16 protein-coding genes are annotated in these 19643 nt (G+C 41.6%); 12 read left to right on the top strand and 4 right to left on the bottom strand.

Going from position 1 to position 19643, the window contains the following annotated elements; all coding sequences use genetic code 11:
- Positions 1 to 29 precede the first annotated feature (29 nt).
- Together IEY03_RS03320 and ppsR are read right to left on the bottom strand one after the other, a co-directional pair.
- Positions 30 to 1097: a 3-deoxy-7-phosphoheptulonate synthase gene (locus IEY03_RS03320; RefSeq protein ID WP_188839899.1), complete on the bottom strand. Its 1068-nt coding sequence runs from the start codon at positions 1095 to 1097 to the stop codon at positions 30 to 32.
- 241 nt (positions 1098 to 1338) lie between these two features.
- On the bottom strand, positions 1339 to 2151 hold the full coding sequence (ppsR, locus tag IEY03_RS03315; RefSeq protein ID WP_188839898.1) for a posphoenolpyruvate synthetase regulatory kinase/phosphorylase PpsR: 813 nt from the start codon (positions 2149 to 2151) through the stop codon (positions 1339 to 1341).
- Between the two features lie 127 nt (positions 2152 to 2278).
- Between ppsR and ppsA the strand changes: the two genes are divergently transcribed.
- The 5 genes from ppsA (at position 2279) to IEY03_RS03290 (ending at position 9435) form a co-directional block, all read left to right on the top strand.
- Entirely contained in the window at positions 2279 to 4648 is a 2370-nt protein-coding gene (ppsA, locus tag IEY03_RS03310; RefSeq protein ID WP_188839897.1) for a phosphoenolpyruvate synthase, read from the top strand.
- 156 nt (positions 4649 to 4804) lie between these two features.
- Positions 4805 to 7849 carry a D-2-hydroxyglutarate dehydrogenase YdiJ gene (ydiJ, locus tag IEY03_RS03305; protein WP_188839896.1) on the top strand — a complete coding sequence of 1015 codons (3045 nt, stop codon included), beginning with the start codon at positions 4805 to 4807 and terminating at the stop codon, positions 7847 to 7849.
- Between the two features lie 13 nt (positions 7850 to 7862).
- Entirely contained in the window at positions 7863 to 8303 is a 441-nt protein-coding gene (locus IEY03_RS03300; RefSeq protein ID WP_188839895.1) for a DUF1285 domain-containing protein, read from the top strand.
- 113 nt (positions 8304 to 8416) lie between these two features.
- Positions 8417 to 8833, top strand: a complete 417-nt coding sequence (locus IEY03_RS03295) for a MarR family winged helix-turn-helix transcriptional regulator (RefSeq protein WP_188839894.1) — start codon at positions 8417 to 8419, stop codon at positions 8831 to 8833.
- A gap of 71 nt (positions 8834 to 8904) precedes the next feature.
- A complete protein-coding gene (locus IEY03_RS03290; protein ID WP_188839893.1) occupies positions 8905 to 9435 on the top strand; it encodes a GNAT family N-acetyltransferase in 531 nt (176 codons plus the stop codon).
- A 60-nt stretch (positions 9436 to 9495) separates the two neighbouring features.
- Here IEY03_RS03290 and fur read toward each other — a convergent pair whose 3' ends face one another.
- Complete coding sequence (gene fur, locus IEY03_RS03285; protein WP_188839892.1) at positions 9496 to 9927, bottom strand: ferric iron uptake transcriptional regulator; 432 nt, start codon at positions 9925 to 9927, stop codon at positions 9496 to 9498.
- A 413-nt stretch (positions 9928 to 10340) separates the two neighbouring features.
- On the opposite strand from fur, the gene cobB reads away from it, so the two are divergent.
- Both cobB and IEY03_RS03275 read left to right on the top strand, forming a co-directional pair.
- A complete protein-coding gene (gene cobB / locus IEY03_RS03280; RefSeq protein ID WP_188839891.1) occupies positions 10341 to 11075 on the top strand; it encodes a Sir2 family NAD+-dependent deacetylase in 735 nt (244 codons plus the stop codon).
- Positions 11072 to 11545: an AAA family ATPase gene (locus tag IEY03_RS03275; RefSeq protein WP_188839890.1), complete on the top strand. Its 474-nt coding sequence runs from the start codon at positions 11072 to 11074 to the stop codon at positions 11543 to 11545. The genes cobB and IEY03_RS03275 overlap by 4 nt, the downstream gene beginning before the upstream one ends.
- 109 nt (positions 11546 to 11654) lie before the next feature.
- Here the strand turns inward: IEY03_RS03275 and IEY03_RS03270 are convergent, their stop codons facing one another.
- The gene (locus IEY03_RS03270) at positions 11655 to 12941 is read right to left on the bottom strand and encodes a citrate synthase (protein WP_188839889.1); all 1287 of its coding nucleotides are present in this window, start codon (positions 12939 to 12941) and stop codon (positions 11655 to 11657) included.
- Between the two features lie 413 nt (positions 12942 to 13354).
- Between IEY03_RS03270 and sdhC the strand changes: the two genes are divergently transcribed.
- The 5 genes from sdhC to sucA all read left to right on the top strand — a co-directional run bounded on the left by sdhC (position 13355) and on the right by sucA (position 19628).
- Positions 13355 to 13750, top strand: coding sequence for a succinate dehydrogenase cytochrome b556 subunit (gene sdhC, locus IEY03_RS03265; RefSeq protein ID WP_188839888.1), 396 nt, complete (start codon positions 13355 to 13357; stop codon positions 13748 to 13750).
- Positions 13744 to 14091, top strand: a complete 348-nt coding sequence (gene sdhD, locus IEY03_RS03260; RefSeq protein ID WP_188839887.1) for a succinate dehydrogenase, hydrophobic membrane anchor protein — start codon at positions 13744 to 13746, stop codon at positions 14089 to 14091. The genes sdhC and sdhD overlap by 7 nt, the downstream gene beginning before the upstream one ends.
- Positions 14092 to 15858: a succinate dehydrogenase flavoprotein subunit gene (gene sdhA / locus IEY03_RS03255; protein WP_188839886.1), complete on the top strand. Its 1767-nt coding sequence runs from the start codon at positions 14092 to 14094 to the stop codon at positions 15856 to 15858.
- 15 nt (positions 15859 to 15873) lie between these two features.
- Positions 15874 to 16581 carry a succinate dehydrogenase iron-sulfur subunit gene (locus IEY03_RS03250; RefSeq protein ID WP_188839885.1) on the top strand — a complete coding sequence of 236 codons (708 nt, stop codon included), beginning with the start codon at positions 15874 to 15876 and terminating at the stop codon, positions 16579 to 16581.
- A gap of 224 nt (positions 16582 to 16805) precedes the next feature.
- Positions 16806 to 19628: a 2-oxoglutarate dehydrogenase E1 component gene (sucA, locus tag IEY03_RS03245; protein ID WP_188839884.1), complete on the top strand. Its 2823-nt coding sequence runs from the start codon at positions 16806 to 16808 to the stop codon at positions 19626 to 19628.
- Positions 19629 to 19643: the final 15 nt, after the last annotated feature.

Genomic DNA, 19643 nt, shown 5'->3' with positions numbered 1-19643 from the left:
GCTGGTTTTTCTGCTAAAACCATTACAACTTATTTATTGGCAAGTTTTGCTTTACGATCACGAGACGCCTCAGCCAGTTCTCGCAATAATTTTTCTGAATCTTCCCAATGTAAACAGGCATCGGTAATACTTTGACCGTAGGTTAAAGGCTGACCTTCAACCACTTGTTGATTACCCTCTATCATAAAGCTTTCTGCCATGATCCCGGCAACCGCAGTTGAACCATCACGAAGTTGAGCCATAATGCTATCGGCCACATTCAGCTGATTCTTATGCTTTTTCTGGCTGTTGCCATGACTAAAATCGACCACAATACGCTGACTAACGCCAACGGCTTCTAACTGCTGGCGAACAATTTCAATATCACTGGCTTCATAATTAGGCTGTTTACCACCACGTAAAATGATGTGGCCGTATGGATTACCGTGAGTTCGGTATACTGCCATTGCACCATCTTTATCTGGAGAATAAAAAATATGCGGTACCTGTGCAGCACGGACAGCATCAACAGCAATATTGATATTGCCATCGGTGCCATTTTTAAAACCAACAGGACAAGATAACGCGGAAGCCATTTCACGGTGAATTTGGCTTTCGGTGGTACGAGCACCAATAGCGCCCCAGGTGATCAAATCAGCGATATATTGACCGTTTACCATGTCTAAAAACTCAGTCGCAATCGGTAACTTCAATTCAGTAATTTGCTGTAACAGTTGACGCGCCATGCGTAAGCCTTTGTTAGGGCTAAAGCTGCCGTCTAAGTCGGGATCGGATATCAAGCCTTTCCAGCCGACGATTGTACGAGGCTTTTCAAAGTAAACGCGCATTAAAATGCATAAATCATCTTTTAGTTCATGGTGTAACACGGATAAGCGCTGCGCGTAATCTAATGCCGCTTTTGTATCATGTATTGAACAAGGCCCAATAATGACTAATAAACGCTGATCTTCACCAGATATAATGGCTTCTACTTCTCTACGTTGCTGAACGAGATAATCGGCAGCATCTTGAGTAAGCGGATATTCAGACGCAAGTTGTGCGGGTGAAATTACTTTACATAAAAGGGATGTACGTAGTTCGTCTGTTTTAATGGTCATTCATTTTACCGCTAAATCGTGAGGTGCTTAGTCGCATCATAATGCCCGCGATTATAACCTCAAATATGCAGTCTTTGCGAGTTTCAAAGGCTAACTTGTACTTGAAAATTATCGATGAACCCAATTGATTAAATCATTTAGGTATAAATAAGCTGAGGGCGGCGTTTATTTTTATAACTCATAAAGCACAAAATAAACGCCAAAAACAGGACATAGGATTGTTTAAATATCAGAACAGACCTTAGAACATGTGACGTTCTAGTCCTGTAACATCTAATATTTTGGTGGCGATTTCTTCAACCGAGTGATTTGTGGTATTTACGAAGGGGATCCGCTCTTTTTTATAAAGCATTTCAACCTCTTTAACTTCTATTCGGCACTGTCTCAGCGAAGAGTAACGGCTATTCTCCATACGGCTTTGACGAATTTCATGTAAACGCATTGGATCAATAGTCAAACCGAATAATTTCGATTTGTTTCGCTTTAACGCATCAGGCAATTTGAGGTTATCCATATCATCTTCAGTGAAGGGGTAATTTGCCGCTTTAATACCAAATTGCATTGATAAATAAAGACTTGATGGTGTTTTTCCGCAACGCGATACCCCTAATAAAATGATATCCGCCTTGTCCATATGTTTCATGGTTTGGCCATCATCGTTCTCCATTGAGAAGTTAATTGCATCTATTCGTGCTTCATAACTGTGGTTGGCTTTACCATGGGTTCGATGCAATACCGGTTTCGCTTCAACGCCTAAATGTTGTTCTAAAGGCGCAACAAAGGTATTTAAAAAGTCATAATCCATACCTTCAGATGAATAAATCACATTTCGAATATCTGGGTTTACGATGGAATGAAATACCAGTGGTCTTTCACCTGTTGTAATAAAACAATCATTTATTTGTTGTTTTACTTTTTCTGCACGCTGTAACGTTTCAACAAACGGAATGGTAAGTGCTTCAAATTGAATAGGAAATTGAGAAAGCACAGCATGCCCAAAAACCTCTGCTGTGATCGCCGTCCCATCTGAGATATAAAATACTTTTGGTGCCATTATGACCTCTTGTAGTAATAAAATTACAAATAAAATTATAGATTTACGCGTGTTATTGGGGAGTGTAGAATGCCCTTGCCCTCATGTGAAGTGGCCACTGAAATAAAAAACTTGCGGAGATAAAACTGTGCAGCAATACGTACTCTGGTATCAAGAATTAGGCATGGGTGATGTAAACAAGGTTGGCGGTAAAAACGCATCCCTTGGAGAGATGATAAGTAATCTTGCCAATGCAGGCGTTCAAGTACCTGGTGGTTTTGCAACTACCTCTCATGCGTTTAATGAATTCCTCGAGCAAAGTGGCGTAAATCAAAAAATTTACGACCTTCTAGAAACCTTAGATGTAGACGATGTAACCGCGCTAGCGAAAGCCGGTGCACAGATCAGACAGTGGGTTATTGAAACCCCATTCCATCCAGAATTTGAAGCGGCAGTTCGTGATGCCTATGAAAAATTAGCCAGCGAAACCTCAGATGCTTCATTTGCAGTGCGTTCATCTGCCACTGCTGAAGATATGCCAGACGCTTCATTTGCTGGTCAGCAAGAAACTTTCCTAAACGTTAAGGGCTACGACGCCGTTATTCTAGCGATTAAGCATGTATTTGCTTCGCTATTTAATGACCGTGCTATTTCTTATCGTGTTCACCAAGGTTATGAACACCAAGGTGTTGCTTTATCGGCCGGCGTTCAGCGCATGGTTCGTTCAGATAAAGCTGCATCAGGCGTCATGTTCACCATGGACACTGAATCAGGTAACAACGACGTTGTGTTTATCACGTCTTCATTCGGTTTAGGTGAAATGGTTGTGCAGGGTGCAGTTAACCCTGACGAGTTTTATGTTCATAAGCCAATTTTAGCGCAAGGGCACCAAGCCGTTGTGCGCCGTAACATCGGCAGTAAGTTAATTCAAATGGTTTACTCTGACGATGCGTCACACGGTAAACAAGTTAAGATTGAAGACGTGTCTGCTGAGCAAAGACGTTTATTCTCAATCGATGATGCTGAAGTGATGGAACTGGCTAAACAAGCCGTTGTGATTGAAAAGCACTATGGTCGTCCAATGGACATCGAATGGGCAAAAGATGGCAACGACGGTAAGCTTTATATTGTGCAAGCGCGTCCAGAAACCGTGCGCAGCCGTGAAGATGTTCAATTAATTGAACGTTACCACTTAAAAACCAAAGGCGAAGTGTTATGTGAAGGTCGTGCTATTGGTCACAAGATAGGTAGCGGCGTAGCCAAAGTATTAGCGTCAATTGAAGACATGGATCAAATCCAACCTGGCGACGTACTCGTGACCGACATGACGGATCCTGATTGGGAACCTATCATGAAACGTGCAAGCGCGATTGTAACTAACCGTGGTGGACGTACTTGTCATGCGGCAATTATTGCCCGTGAGCTTGGGGTTCCTGCTGTAGTAGGTTGTGGCAATGTAACTGATTTAATTCAAAATGGCGAAGTGGTTACCGTATCATGTGCCGAAGGCGATACAGGTATCATTTATTCGGGTAAACAAGAGTTTGAGGTTGTCACCAACCGTGTTGACTCATTACCTGATTTACCGATGAAAATCATGATGAACGTAGGTAACCCTGATCGTGCATTTGATTTTGCTCGTTTGCCAAATGAAGGTGTAGGTCTTGCCCGTTTAGAGTTTATTATCAACCGTATGATTGGTATTCACCCTAAAGCGCTACTTGAATTCAATCAACAAGATGCTGCATTACAAACTGAAATTAACGAGATGATTGCAGGATATGAATCACCTGTTGAATTTTATATTGCTCGTTTAGTTGAAGGTATTGCAACGATTGCTTCTGCTTTCTACCCGAAAAAAGTGATTGTACGTATGTCAGACTTTAAGTCTAACGAGTACGCAAACTTAGTCGGCGGTGAACATTATGAGCCAGAAGAAGAAAACCCAATGTTGGGCTTCCGTGGTGCAAGTCGTTATATCTCTGAATCATTCCGCGATTGTTTCGCGTTAGAGTGTGAAGCGATTAAACGAGTTCGTAACCAAATGGGCTTAACCAACGTGGAAGTGATGATCCCATTCGTACGTACATTAGGCGAAGCATCACAGGTTATCGAGTTGCTTAAAGAACAAGGTTTAGAGCGTGGTAAAGATGGTTTACGCGTCATTATGATGTGTGAATTACCTTCAAATGCCATTCTTGCAGAGCAGTTCCTTGAGTACTTTGACGGTTTCTCAATTGGGTCAAACGATTTAACTCAGCTAACCTTGGGCTTAGATCGTGACTCAGGCATTATCAGTCACTTGTTCGACGAGCGTAATGAAGCGGTTAAAGCGCTATTAGCTATGGCTATTAAAGCTGCTAAAGCGAAGGGCGCGTATGTTGGTATTTGTGGCCAAGGCCCATCTGACCATGCTGATTTTGCACAATGGTTAGTTGAACAAGGTATTGATACCGTATCACTGAATCCAGATACGGTAATTGATACTTGGTTATACCTAGCCAAAGAACATGCTTAATCAATTAAACTTGTTAAAATACGGGATTTGAATGCGATTAAGCATTTAGCTTAATTTTATAACTCGTATTTTTTATCAACTTGTTAAAAAAGCCGCTTTTTAGCGGCTTTTTTTTGTTTATAATGGCGGTAACTCAAAATTAATAATAAGTCTGCCATGCTACCTTTACTCTCACACAAACAAACATTAGAACCGATTTATTTAACGTATTTAGAGGCGTTAGCACAAAGTGATTTTAATGGTGAAATTGACAAGCGTTATAGTGCCAGACTTATCCAAGCCACTGATAACTCAGTGTATCAATTCTTACCTCAGGCGGTAATTTATCCAGCAAGTCAAAAAGATGTTGAACTGGTATTACGTTTAGCTTCAAAGCCTGAGTTTAAAGCTGTGACCTTCAGCGCCCGCGGTGGTGGAACGGGGACTAACGGCCAATCTTTAACACACGGTCTGATACTCGATGTGTCACGTCACATGAATAAAGTTATCGAAGTGAACGCCACAGAAGGCTGGGTAAAAGTACAAGCGGGTGTGGTTAAGGATGCACTTAATGATGCTTTGCGGCCCCACGGGTTTTTCTTTAGTCCAGATTTATCAACATCAAATAGAGCGACTGTCGGCGGGATGATCAATACTGATGCATCTGGGGCGGGCTCATTAGTCTATGGCAAAACCTCAGATCATGTTTTAGGGCTTACTAGTGTATTGATTGATGGCAGTGTATTAACTTCAAGGCCAATAAATAAAGATGCCGTACATGCCTCTCCAACCGAAAACTCGCTAGCTGATACTATTATTGCCGCTATTTCCGATGTGTGCCTAGACAAGCGCGGATTAATTGAAAGCCGCTTCCCCAAATTAAATCGTTTCTTAACCGGATACGATTTAAAGCATGTTTGGAATGACGACTTAACTCAGTTCGATGTATCACGAATTCTGACAGGGTCTGAAGGTACTTTGGCCGTGATCACTGAGGCGAAACTGAACATTACGCCACTGCCTAAAACCCGAATGATGGTGAACATTAAGTATGATTCGTTTGAGTCAGCTTTACGCCATGCACCATCGTTAGTTGAAGCCAAAGCCACCGTTGTAGAAACCGTCGACTCAAAAGTGCTTAATTTAGCCAAACAAGACATTATCTGGCATTCAGTGGCTGATTTAATTCAAGATGTACCTAATAAGGTCATAGAAGGCTTAAACATGGTGGAATTTGCCGGAGATGATACTGAAGTTAAAGCAAAAGTAGCCAACTTAGAAACGGTATTAACCCAGCAATTAAATGATCAACTATATGGTTTAGTCGGTTTTCAAATTACTAGCGATAAACCCAGTATTGAGCAAATTTATGCGATGCGTAAAAAAGCGGTTGGGCTATTGGGCGCGACTAAAGGTCGACGTAAACCTATCGCTTTTGCAGAAGATACCGCGGTACCACCTGAAAACTTAGCCGACTTTATTATGGAGTTTCGAGCGCTGTTAGATGGTCATCAATTACAATATGGCATGTTTGGTCATGTTGATGCTGGTGTGCTACATGTACGTCCAGCACTAGATATGTGTGACGAAGCAGATGAAAAATTGCTTAAAGTCATTTCTGATGAGGTTGCCGCATTAACACTAAAATATGGTGGTTTAATGTGGGGCGAGCACGGTAAAGGTGTGCGAGGTGAATACGGCCCCGCGGTTTTTGGTGATGAACTTTATGGTGTGCTTGAACAAATTAAAGGTTTGTTTGACCCCGATAATCGCTTAAATCCAGGGAAATTAGTCGCGCCGCCAAAATCGGCACCGTTAATGTTTAACGTCGACAGTGCCAAGCGTGGTAGTTTTGATCGTCAAATTCCAATTCAAGTGCGTGATGCTTTTCCTGATGTCATGAACTGTAATGGTAACGGTTTATGCTTTAACTACAGTGCATATTCACCAATGTGTCCCTCATTTAAAGTGACTGGCGATCGGATTCAGTCACCTAAAGGGCGCGCCGGTTTAATGCGTGAATGGTTAAGGTTACTTGAAGCAGAGGGCGTAGATATTAATGAATTAGCTGCATCTAAATCTTCCAGCTTGTTACAAAGGGCACAAAATACCCTTAATGCCAAACGGGACTATGATTATTCCCATGAGGTCATGGCGTCATTAAAAGGCTGTTTGGCTTGTAAAGCCTGTTCAAGTCAATGCCCTGTAAAAGTTGACGTACCAAAGTTTCGAGCGCAATTTTTTGATATTTATTACAAACGCTACTTACGTCCTGCAAAAGATTACTTAGTGGCTGGAATTGAAGATTCACTGCCATTGATGGCATCAATGCCAAAAGTGACTAACTTTGCATCGCAAAACCCTGTGAGTCAGTGGATTATCAAAAAGACAATTGGCTATGTTGATTCGCCTAAGCTTTCAGTGCCAACATTGAAACAACGCTTAGATGGTCATCCAAGTCGTGGTTATGAATTAGATGATTTATATGCCATAGCCGAAGCGGATAGAAATCAATATGTGTTGGTCGTTCAAGATCCCTTCAATTCATTCTATGATGCCGATATTGTGTATCGCTTTATTCAATTAATTGAGAAGCTTGGCTTTAAACCGGTATTATTACCTTTCAAGCCAAATGGTAAGCCAAGCCACATTAAAGGCTTCTTAACTAAATTTGCTAAAACAGCCCAAAACAGTGCCGATTTTTTAAATAAACTGCACTCGCTAGGCATGCCAATGGTGGGGTTAGACCCAGCATTAGTGCTTTGCTATCGGGATGAATATAAAGAAGCCTTAGGACAAAAACGCGGTAATTTTGAAGTGAAATTGGCAAATGAATGGTTAGTTGATGCCATTGAGCATTATCCAAAAATCATCAAGGATGTGCCTGCTGAGTTTACTTGGTTTAGTCATTGCACTGAATCCACCGCCAAACCCAATACCGCCAAAGAATGGCAAAGCATTTTTAACCATTTCGGGGCTAAAGTGACCAGTTTGAATTTAGGTTGCTGTGGCATGGCTGGAACATATGGTCATGAACTTGAAAATCTAGACCGTTCCAAAGCCTTATTTGAAATGTCATGGCAATCAAGTATCGAGAAAATAGCCGAAAAGGAACAGATTTTAGTATCGGGGTACTCATGTCGTAGCCAAGTTAAGCGCTTTGCTAAATTTAGTCCTAAACATCCAATTGAAGCACTGTTGATGTTGTTGAATAATCATTAGGCTAAAACAATACATGACAGATAAGGATATCAACGCCACAAATTCAATTGCACAATTTACCCAGCAATCAGGGGTAAAATTGTGCAGTGAACAGGTGTTGTTTCGTATTTTATCTGACGGCAGCTGGCTTTACCTAAACAGTCCATTACCAACAAAGTTTGCCCGCATGTTCAGTCACATTCTGCATAAAATCAACGATGAATATTTTTTGATTACACCGGTTGAAAAGGTAAGAGTCGCAGTTGATTCATGGCCCTTGTTATTGGTTGATGTTGAAGAAAATGATGCTGGGTTTTGTTTTAAGACGAGCTTGGATACAAAAATTCAGGTCACAAAAACAGCTGTTATAGTGGAAGATACAGGTATTTTTGTTAATTTTAACAAAGGATTAGTGGGTAGCTTAAACCGCGCTTGTTATTATCGCTATATTAATGAGTATTTATCTTTTGACTAAATAAGCGGTTTCTAGCGTATGCTATTAATATTGTCTGACTTGAATATGATGTTGAACCTAGTAATCTAGACTCAAGTCAGTAACATATTAATTGATGTAATGAGGAGGTATCAATGAAACGTTTTGAGAGTTTAAATTATTTGGTATCACACCTTAATCTGACCTTGCAGCAAGCGTTGGACACACGCTTGAAACGCTACGAATTAGATATCAAACTTTGGCCTGTGCTGTTTACCCTCTGGCAGGAAGAGGGCTTAAGTCAGACAGAATTATCTAAACGCTGTGATGTAGCCAACTACACCATGACCCGCTTGCTTGACCAATTACAAGTTCAGGGGCTGATTACCCGCCATCAAGAGGCTGATAATCGTCGCGCATTTCAAATCTTTCTCACCGATGATGGTAAAGCATTAGAGCACGATTTAGTGCATGAAGCAGAGTGGGTTAATGATCAATACTTAGCGTTATTAACCTCAGACGAGCAGGCTGAATTGATGCGACTTCTTAATAAAATCAACAAAATAGCTTAATTTCAACTTTGAACATATTGACTTTGTGTTAACATGATTTTGTCGATAATGGATTAATTGGAAACACAATCATGGTTGATAACAGTCAATTTGCAACTGAAAAAATTACTGAAACCAATAGGCTTATTCTTAGGCCTTTTACCGAAGAAGACATTCCTGCACTGTTTTTGATGAACAGTTTGCCCGAAATGCTGACTTATATTCCTATGGAGCCTTTTACTGAAGAGTCTCAAGCTGCGGATATTTATCATAATGTGATCCTCGCAGATTATGCAAAGCATGGTTTTGGTCGCTGGGCTGTGCATCATAAAGCTGATAATAAAGTCATTGGATTTTGTGGCCCTAAATATTTACCAGAGTTTAATAAGGTCGAGCTAGGATATCGATATTTCCCGGAATATTGGGGTAAGGGCATTGGCTATGAAGCGGCACAAGCTGCAGTCGATACTTTTCAACCAAAGTTTAATATTGATTTATTTATTGCGCTGATTTTACATGGTAATCAAGGGTCTGAAGGCGTGGCTAAAAAAGTGGGTATGTCTCTGTTTGACCAAAGTGAATATTTAGGCCATAAAGTGCATGTCTATCAGCGCGAGTTTTAATTGAATTGAGTTTGTTCACACAATAAAAAAACCAGCATCTCAGCTGGTTTTTTAAACGATTTATTCGTCTGCGTGATCACAGGTATCGTTGGTGCAATGACCGTATAGATACAAGCTGTGATGAGTCAATTTGATATTATGACGCATGGCGATTTCATCTTGACGACGTTCAATCACTTCATCAGAAAACTCGATAACTTTATCACAAGTTAAACAAACTAAATGATCATGATGTTTTTGCGTCGACATTTCAAAAACAGCTTTACCCGATTCAAAATGATGACGATTAAGAATACCTGCATCATCAAATTGGTTAAGAACACGGTATACAGTGGCTAAGCCAATTTCTTCACCCACTTCTAACAATTTCTTGTATAAGTCTTCAGCGCTAATGTGCTGGTTTTCAGGATTTTGCATTAGCTCAAGAATTTTTACTCGCGGCAGGGTAATTTTTAAACCGGCTTTCTTAAGGGCTTGATTTCCATCTGTCATTGCTAATCTCTTGATTGCAGAACCAATCGGTTCGTCCGTGGATAATGAAATCATTATATGTGTTGAATATGAAAACTTAAACCTCTAAGTGGTTTAATCTGGTCATTAATATAAAAATTGTCCTCGCGGCAATAAAATACAGCATTATTGTGACAATAAACTTACTTATACTAAGGGATTATTGCGATATATTCAGGCGCTTGCGACACTGAGTTATTAGCAACAAAAATGCTTGCGGTACGCCCAAGGTTTCCACTAAGAGAGCACCTTAGGCGTGAGAATGAGTGAAATGATAGGATTAGCTCAGCTATCCATTGCGGTTTAATCCTAGATTTTGCTAGTGTAGCTTATTACTTGAATCCGGCTATGATTTTTGACTAATCAGTACCAGCCAATAATAAAAAGGAAGCACCATGTACCGGAATATTGTCGTGTTAACCGGCGCAGGCATTTCTGCAGAATCAGGTATTCGTACTTTTCGTGATCAAAATGGATTATGGGAGCAACATCATATTGAAGATGTTGCCACACCAGAGGGTTATGCTAAAGATATCGAATTGGTTGAACGCTTTTATAATAATCGCTGGCAACAGCTGTATTCTGATGAAGTCAGTGAAAATCTGGCACATATTGCCTTAGCAAAATTAGAAGCTGAATTTGACGGTAATCTATTAGTTATCACTCAAAACGTGGATGATCTGCATGAAAGAGCAGGCTCAAGACGTTTACTGCATATGCATGGCGAATTATCTAAAGGACGCTGCCCTAAGTCGTTGCAAACCTTTGTTCTTCGTGAGCCCTTTGGGCCAGATAATTGCTGTACTTGTTGTATTCCTGCAATGCGCTTAAGACCTCATATTGTGTGGTTTGGCGAGATGCCTTTTGGTATGGACCGTATTCACGACGCACTTGACCATTGTGATTTATTTATTGCCATTGGCACATCAGGCACGGTTTATCCTGCCGCGGGATTTGTTGATAGCGCCAATCACCACGGAGCACAAACGGTAGAGGTCAATTTAGTTGCGCCAGACAGACATAGCCAATTTCAATATCACTTTACTGGTCGGGCGGGGGATATTGTACCGCAACTGGTTGACGATATTCTTAATGGTAAAACTCTGGGTAGCGAACCAATTGCATCATGAGTGGCGTAAATCAATATCAACATGATCATAAATTAGCCATTATTATGCGTGGTTTACCCGGTAGCGGAAAATCCTACTGGGTAGATCAGTTCATACAATCGCAGCCGTTACCCATGGCAACGCAGATTAAGCAATATGGCTATTATTCAACTGATAATCTTTTTTATATCGATGGTGAATATCGATTTGACGTAAATAAGTTGTCACAAAACCATCAACTTAATCTCAGTTTATTTATTGAGGCGTTAGCACTCTCAGAGCCTGTGGTGATTTGCGATAATACCAATGTCTGCCATTGGGAATATCTGGCTTATAAAACGGCTGCTGTCGCGCTTGGCTATCGGGTAAAAGTTGTCTTGGTAGGCGATCCTAAATCGAGTGCACATCAAGTGTTATGTTCACAACGAAATAAACATCATGTACCGCTAAAACAGATCCAAAGAATGGCCAAATTATTTGAAATAGACTGATGTTGTTCTGTTAGTGCATTGAAAATGCATAGATAAATTTTGTTGCAGCAATATGAGATGACATAAAAAAAGCGCCCTAGGGCGCTTTCTCACAATAAACGATAAATGATTAACGCTTATCTAAGCTAACAAAATTACGCGCTGATTCACCAGTATATAACTGACGAGGACGGCTAATTTTGTGGCCTGGTTGATCTAACATTTCTTTCCAGTGTGAAATCCAACCAACGGTACGTGACAATGCGAATAGCACTGTGAACATATCATTAGGGATACCAATGGCTTTCATGATTAGGCCAGAGTAGAAGTCAACGTTCGGGTAAAGCTTCTTAGAGATAAAGTATTCATCTTCAAGCGCAATACGCTCAAGTTCCATTGCTACATCTAGTAATGGATCAACCACTTTAAGTTCTTTTAATACTTCATGACACGTTTCACGCATAACTTTCGCGCGAGGGTCGAAGTTTTTGTAAACGCGATGTCCGAAGCCCATTAAACGGAATGGGTCATTCTTGTCTTTCGCTTTCTCGATAAATTCAGGGATACGATCCACAGAACCAATCTCTTCAAGCATGGCAAGACAAGCTTCGTTAGCGCCGCCGTGAGCCGGGCCCCATAATGATGCGATACCCGCTGCGATACACGCAAATGGGTTAGCACCAGAAGAACCTGCTAAACGTACTGTTGACGTTGAAGCATTTTGTTCATGATCTGCGTGAAGAACGAAGATACGATCCATTGCACGTTCAACTACTGGGTTAACTTTATACTCTTCGCATGGTGTTGCGAACATCATAGATAAGAAGTTACCCGCATAGCTTAATTCGTTACGTGGATACACAAAGGGTTGACCCATTGAGTACTTGTAACACATGGCTGCAATTGTTGGCATTTTAGAAACCAAACGGTAAGCAGCAATTTCACGATGCTTTGGATTGTTCACATCAAGAGAATCTTGATAGAAAGCAGAAAGTGCACCTGTCACACCACATAGCATAGCCATTGGGTGAGCGTCACGACGGAAACCTCGGAAGAAGAATGCGATTTGCTCGTGAACCATAGTGTGTTCTTTCACTGTGGTTTCGAATTTGTCGAAATCAGCTTTAGACGGCAATTCTCCGTAAAGTAGCAAGTAGCATAAGTCTAAATAACTTGATTCAGTTGCAAGTTGATCAATTGGATAGCCACGGTGTAATAAAATACCTTGGTCACCATCGATATATGTGATTGCAGACTCACAAGATGCTGTTGCTAGAAAGCCTGGATCAAAAGTGAAATAGCCTTTTTTTCCCAATGTACTGATGTCGATTACATCAAACCCTTCAGTACCTTTCTTAATTGGTAAGTCGATTGAATCGTTACCTGGTAACTCTAATTTGGCTATATTATCAGCCATACCCCGTTCTCCTTACGTCATTCTTTATATGAGTGCGGCATGTTAAGCGGACATTACTTTACAGTGGATCGGGATAGTAGATCAATTTAAATAAGCGTTTAAATTTGTTAGACCATGGTATATACCCTGTTAAAAGCCTTGTGCAGCGCGCTTTAGAATAAAAAAATCATAAAAAAACATAATTTGCATAATGTGATGTTTGTATTTGACAATTCTCGCGAGTATACTTGCCTGCGTCCTTAAGGGCGACAGACATCACACTTTCGAAATGATTATTTTACAATCTAAATTAGTGATTTCTCAATTAGTTAGGTGTTTGATAGTAGTTTGTTTTTTGCTTAAACATGTTGTTAACACTTTTTTGGCGTTGATGTCTTAAGCAAAAAAGAAATACATAACAAAAATAATGCTCAATGGAGCTGAGTGAGCAGAACGTGAAAAAGCAAAGACCTGTCCATCTAGACCTGCAGACGATACGCTTCCCTGCGACAGCTATCGCGTCAATCCTACACCGCATTTCCGGTGTCATCATGCTATTCGCTATTGGTATTCTTTTGTGGTTGTTAAATTCTACTTTAACCTCTGCTGAAGGCTTCGCTAGCGTACAATCCTTGTTTGATGGTTTCGTAATGAAGTTCATCCTTTGGGGCATTCTAACCGCACTTGGTTATCATTTATTAGGTGGCATCCGTCACTTGATTATGGATACAGGTCGTTGGGAAGAATTAGCTTCAGGTATCGCTTCAGCTAAAGTGACATTTGCTTTAGCAGCAGCCTTTTCAATCATAGCGGGGATTTGGGTATGGTAACTAACGCAGCAAGTTTTGGACGCAGCGGTGTCCATGACTTTATTTTACTACGCGCCAGTGCGGTGATCCTAGCTTGTTATACAATCTTCTTGGTTGGATTTATCGCGTGTAGTTCTCCACTAACTTTCGAAATTTGGCACGGCTTATTTAGCACATTGCCAATGAAAGTATTTACCTTGTTAGCTTTAGTTGCTTTGCTAGTCCATGCATGGATTGGTGTGTGGCAAGTATTAACTGACTATGTTAAATGCACGTCGTTACGTGGTGTATTACAGTTTACCTTTGTTGTGACCGCATTCAGTTATTTAGCGGCCGGCATCGTAATAGTGTGGGGTGTATAAGTGAGTATTCCAGTACGCGAATTTGATGCAATCGTTATTGGTGCCGGTGGCGCTGGTATGCGAGCAGCATTACAGATTTCTAAAGAAGGTAAAAGCTGTGCGCTTTTATCAAAGGTTTTCCCAACACGTTCTCATACTGTATCTGCGCAAGGTGGTATCACTGTTGCGTTAGGTAACGCGCATGAAGATCACTGGGAACAGCACATGTACGATACGGTTAAAGGTTCTGATTTTATCGGTGACCAAGACGCTATCGAATTTATGTGTCAAACCGGTCCTGAAGCCATTATCGAACTCGAGCACATGGGTTTACCATTTTCTCGTTTTGAAAACGGCACAATTTATCAACGTCCATTTGGTGGCCAATCAAGAAACTTTGGTGGCGAGCAAGCGGCACGTACAGCAGCAGCAGCTGACCGTACCGGTCACGCATTGCTACACTGTTTATATCAACAAAACGTTAAGCATAAAACTCAAGTGTTTTCTGAGTGGTATGCATTAGACCTAGTTAAAAACGATGACGGCGTGATTGTTGGTTGTACTGCAATCGAAATCGAAACCGGTGAAATCGTTTATTTCAAAGCTAAAGCAACGATTTTGGCTACCGGTGGTGCAGGGCGTATTTACGCTTCAACCACTAACGCACATATCAACACGGGTGATGGCGTGGGTATGGCAGCACGTGCTGGCGTTCAATTACAAGACATGGAAATGTGGCAGTTCCACCCAACGGGTATTGCTGGCGCAGGTGTTCTTGTTACTGAAGGTTGTCGTGGTGAAGGCGGATACTTATTAAATAAAGATGGCGAGCGTTTCATGGAACGTTATGCGCCTAACGCGAAAGATTTAGCATCTCGTGACGTGGTAGCACGTTCAATGATGACTGAAATTCGTGAAGGCCGCGGTCTTGATGGTCCTCTAGGTCCACACTGTTTACTAAAACTGGATCACCTAGGCAAAGAAACTCTAGAAGCGCGTTTACCAGGTGTTTGTGAATTATCACGCACGTTTGCGCACATTGATCCGGCTGATGGCCCAATTCCAGTATTACCGACTTGTCACTACATGATGGGTGGCTTACCGACTAAAGTGAGCGGCCAAGTTATTCGTATGGATAAAGACGGCACTGAGTCTGAAGTCGTTGGTTTATTCGCTGTTGGTGAAATCGCTTGTGTATCTGTTCACGGTGCTAACCGTCTAGGTGGTAACTCACTATTAGACTTAGTCGTATTTGGACGTGCAGCAGGTCAACATTTAGGTAAAGCACTTGATGCAACTGCTGATCCTAAAGATGCTTCAACCGCAAACATTGATGCTTCACTAGCGCGTTTAAATCGCTGGGAAAGTAACAAAGACGGTGAAGATCCAGCGGTAATTCGTAAAGATTTACAACTTTGTATGCAACTAAACTTCTCTGTATTCCGTACTGGTGATGCAATGGCTGAAGGTTTAGAGCAGCTTCAAGCAATTCAAAAACGTTTAGATAATGCCAAACTTTCTGATAACTCAAGAGAGTTCAACACTCAACGTATTGAATGTTTAGAGCTAGATAACCTTATGGCTACTGCGTTAGCAACAGCTTATGCTGCTAACTTCCGTACAGAAAGTCGTGGTGCGCATTCTCGTGAAGACTTCTTAGAGCGTGATGATGACAACTGGTTATGTCACAGTTTGTTTGACCCAGCTGATACATCAATGACCAAACGTGATGTGAATATGGCGCCTAAGTTACGTGAAGCCTTCCCTCCGAAGAAACGTACTTACTAAGCAGGAGTTGCAAAGATGAAATTAACATTTGCAGTGTATCGTTATAATCCTGATGTAGATACTAAGCCATACATGAAGGATTACACCCTTGAAGTGCAAGATGGCACGGATATGATGGTGTTAGATGCATTAATTAAGCTTAAAGAACAAGACCCAACGTTAGCGTTCCGTCGTTCATGCCGTGAAGGTGTGTGTGGTAGTGACGGTATCAACATGAACGGTAAAAATGGTTTAGCGTGTATTACGCCTGTTTCTACCTTCAAGGGTAAAAAGCTTGAAATTCGTCCGTTACCTGGCATGCCAGTAGTACGTGATCTTGTGGTTGATTTAACTCAATTCTATAAACAGTATGAGAAAATCAAACCTTTCTTGATCAATGATGAAAAAACACCAGCACGTGAACATTTACAATCACCTGAAGAGCGCGAGCACTTAGATGGTTTATATGAATGTATCATGTGTGCATGTTGTTCTACTGCTTGTCCGTCTTTCTGGTGGAACCCAGATAAGTTTATCGGACCAAGTGGTTTATTACATGCTTATCGCTTCCTAATCGACAGCCGTGATACCGCTACTGAAGAGCGTTTATCTGAGCTTGACGATGCTTACAGTGTGTTCCGTTGTCACGGTATCATGAACTGTGTTGATGTTTGTCCTAAAGGATTAAACCCAACTAAAGCCATTGGCCATATCAAGTCAATGCTACTGAAGCGAGCTGTTTAATGAACATAGAAGAGCCTTTTAACCTGGTTAATTAGCTCTTTTTGAGAGCCATCTGCTTAGTAGGAGATGGCTCTTTTGTGTGTTTATGGATTACCTTTGTCATGAGTTTGTGAGATTCGTTATTTAGTACAAGTCTTTGGCAGAGATAGAAAGTTAAGCATAGCAATGACATTCACTGTTATGCATTATGGCTAGCACGTGTATCAAGTTTGAAAGGAATAACAATGCACCAAGGCATCATGAAAGCCTGGCTCGAGTCGTCTCACTTAAGTGGATCGAACGCGACCTATGTAGAAGAGATGTATGAAGCCTATCAAGAAGATCCGCAATCAGTTTCTGCTGATTGGCAGCTTGTTTTTGATAACCTCCCTCCTGTTAACGGTGTCTCTAAAGATGCACCGGAGGCTGCCCACTCTAAAGTTCGTGACTATTTCCGTAGTTTAGCATTAGAAAGTCGTGCTAAAGGCGCTGCTCGCGTAAGCGACCCTGAGTTAGATGCAAAACAGGTTAAAGTTCTTCAATTAATTAATGCTCACCGTTTCCGTGGTCACCAAAATGCTAAACTCGATCCATTAGGATTGTGGAAGCGTGATGAAGTTCAGGAATTAGATCCTGCTTATCATGGCTTAACGGCAGAAGATATGCAGCGTGAGTTTAATACCGGTTCATTCGCCTTAGGCGGTGAAACCATGAAGCTTGCGGATATTATTTCAGCCCTTAAGAGCAGCTACTGTGGCTCTATCGGTGCGGAATATATGCACATCACTGACACAGACGAAAAACGTTGGATCCAACAACGTCTAGAGCCAACCTTAGGCAAAGCTAACTACAGCCCAGCAGTTAAGAGACGTATTCTCGAAGGCCTGAATGCCGCAGAAGGTATTGAAAAATATCTTGGTGCTAAATTCCCAGGTGCAAAACGTTTCTCGTTAGAAGGTGGTGATGCACTGGTTCCTATGATGCGTGAAATTATTTATCGCGCAGGAGAAGCCGGCACTAAAGAAATCGTTGTGGGCATGGCTCACCGTGGTCGTTTAAACTTGCTGATTAACGTACTAGGTAAACGTCCTAGTGAGTTATTCGATGAGTTTGCTGGCAAACACGCTGATACTCATGGTTCAGGTGATGTTAAATATCATCAAGGTTTCTCATCAGATTTTGAAACGCCAGGTGGCAATGTTCACTTAGCGTTAGCCTTTAACCCATCTCACTTAGAAATTGTTAACCCAGTGGTGATTGGTTCAGTTCGTGCGCGTCAAGACCGTCGCGGCTGTAAAGATGGCTTACAAGTCATGCCTATCACTATTCATGGTGACTCGGCAATTACAGGTCAGGGTATCGTACAAGAGACATTTAACATGTCTCAAACCCGTGGTTTCAAAGTGGGTGGCAGCATCCGCATCGTAGTGAATAACCAAGTTGGTTTTACTACTTCAAACCATGCTGATGTGCGTTCAACTGAATACTGTACTGACATTGCTAAAATGGTTCAGGCACCTATATTCCATGTAAACTCAGATGATCCAGAAGCGGTTGCGTTTATTTCGCAATTAGCGGTTGATTACCGTAACGAGTTTAAACGTGATGTTGTAATTGATTTAGTTTGTTATCGCCGTCATGGCCATAACGAAGCGGATGAGCCTAGTGCAACACAGCCTCTCATGTATGCCAAAATCAAAAAGCACCCAACGCCACGTAAAATATATGCTGACAAGCTGATTGCTGAAAACAGCATTCCAGCAGATGAAGTAACAGGCTTAATCAACCATTACCGTGATGCACTCGATGCGGGTGATTGTGTGGTGAAAGAGTGGCGCCCGATGACGCTACATACTGTTGACTGGACACCGTATTTGAATCGCGAATGGGATGAAGATTACGCCGCAGCAATGTCAATGGAGCGTCTACAAAACTTAGCCAATAAGTTAGTTGATGTGCCAGAAAGCCATAAATTACAATCACGTGTTGAAAAGATTTACGGTGACCGTGTATTAATGGCTAAAGGCGAGAAGTTACTCGACTGGGGTTTTGCTGAAACCTTAGCCTATGCTTCAATTCTTGAAGACAAAAAACGCGTGCGAATTACAGGTCAAGATTCTGGCCGTGGTACTTTCTTCCACCGTCATGCGGTATTGCATAACCAAAAAGATGCCTCTACCTACATGCCGTTGCGTAATATTGCTGAAGAGCAAGCACCGATAGATATTACTGACTCAGTATTATCAGAAGCTTCAGTATTAGCATTTGAATACGGCTATGCGACTGCTGAGCCAGGCGGATTAACCATTTGGGAAGCCCAATTTGGTGATTTCGTTAACTGTGCCCAAGTTGTGATTGACCAATTCTTATCATCTGGTGAGCAAAAGTGGGGCCGTTTATGTGGTCTAACTATGTTGTTACCACATGGCTATGAAGGTCAAGGTCCTGAGCATTCAAGTGCCCGTTTAGAGCGTTTCTTACAGTTATGTGCAAACCACAATATGCAAGTGTGTGTTCCATCAACACCTGCACAGGTTTATCATATGCTGCGTCGCCAAGTGGTGCGCCCAATGCGTCGTCCATTGGTAGTGATGTCACCAAAATCATTGTTACGTCACCCATTAGCTGTGTCTAGCATGCAAGAGCTTGCCGAAGGGACTTTCCAAAATATCATTGGTGAGATTGATACCTTAGATGCAAGCAAAGTAGATCGCGTGGTGTTCTGTAGCGGTAAGGTATACTTCGAGTTACTCGAAAGACGCCGTAAAGAAAACATCACTAACATTGCAATCATTCGTGTTGAGCAGTTGTATCCGTTCCCTGATGTGGAAATGCGTGCAGCATTAGAAACATATCAACATGTTACTGATTTTGTTTGGTGTCAGGAAGAGCCTCAAAACCAAGGTGCGTGGTACTGTAGTCAGCATCACTTCTGGGCTAATATTCCAGCAGGCGCTCAATTAACTTATGCGGGTCGTGAAGCGTCAGCTGCACCTGCTTGTGGTTATCCAGGGTTGCATGTACAACAGCAAGAATCATTATTGAATAGCGCATTAAAACTGTCGTAAAGATAATTTATATAA

The organism is Shewanella aestuarii (assembly GCF_014647215.1).
In the GTDB taxonomy this organism is placed as follows: domain Bacteria; phylum Pseudomonadota; class Gammaproteobacteria; order Enterobacterales; family Shewanellaceae; genus Shewanella; species Shewanella aestuarii.
The sequence above is the reverse complement of the archived record's forward strand: the minus strand, read 5'-3'. Positions and strand labels throughout refer to the sequence as shown.

What these genes read in the sequence shown, in the direction of transcription:
- fur (WP_188839892.1), bottom strand. Translation starts at nt 9,927, where the DNA reads ATGACAGATGGAAATCAAGCCCTTAAGAAAGCCGGTTTAAAAATTACC.
- IEY03_RS03250 (WP_188839885.1), top strand. Translation starts at nt 15,874, where the DNA reads ATGAAATTAACATTTGCAGTGTATCGTTATAATCCTGATGTAGATACT.
- ydiJ (WP_188839896.1), top strand. Translation starts at nt 4,805, where the DNA reads ATGCTACCTTTACTCTCACACAAACAAACATTAGAACCGATTTATTTA.
- IEY03_RS03275 (WP_188839890.1), top strand. Translation starts at nt 11,072, where the DNA reads ATGAGTGGCGTAAATCAATATCAACATGATCATAAATTAGCCATTATT.
- sucA (WP_188839884.1), top strand. Translation starts at nt 16,806, where the DNA reads ATGCACCAAGGCATCATGAAAGCCTGGCTCGAGTCGTCTCACTTAAGT.
- IEY03_RS03320 (WP_188839899.1), bottom strand. Translation starts at nt 1,097, where the DNA reads ATGACCATTAAAACAGACGAACTACGTACATCCCTTTTATGTAAAGTA.
- IEY03_RS03290 (WP_188839893.1), top strand. Translation starts at nt 8,905, where the DNA reads ATGGTTGATAACAGTCAATTTGCAACTGAAAAAATTACTGAAACCAAT.
- IEY03_RS03300 (WP_188839895.1), top strand. Translation starts at nt 7,863, where the DNA reads ATGACAGATAAGGATATCAACGCCACAAATTCAATTGCACAATTTACC.
- IEY03_RS03270 (WP_188839889.1), bottom strand. Translation starts at nt 12,941, where the DNA reads ATGGCTGATAATATAGCCAAATTAGAGTTACCAGGTAACGATTCAATC.
- ppsR (WP_188839898.1), bottom strand. Translation starts at nt 2,151, where the DNA reads ATGGCACCAAAAGTATTTTATATCTCAGATGGGACGGCGATCACAGCA.
- sdhD (WP_188839887.1), top strand. Translation starts at nt 13,744, where the DNA reads ATGGTAACTAACGCAGCAAGTTTTGGACGCAGCGGTGTCCATGACTTT.
- IEY03_RS03295 (WP_188839894.1), top strand. Translation starts at nt 8,417, where the DNA reads ATGAAACGTTTTGAGAGTTTAAATTATTTGGTATCACACCTTAATCTG.
- cobB (WP_188839891.1), top strand. Translation starts at nt 10,341, where the DNA reads ATGTACCGGAATATTGTCGTGTTAACCGGCGCAGGCATTTCTGCAGAA.
- sdhC (WP_188839888.1), top strand. Translation starts at nt 13,355, where the DNA reads ATGGAGCTGAGTGAGCAGAACGTGAAAAAGCAAAGACCTGTCCATCTA.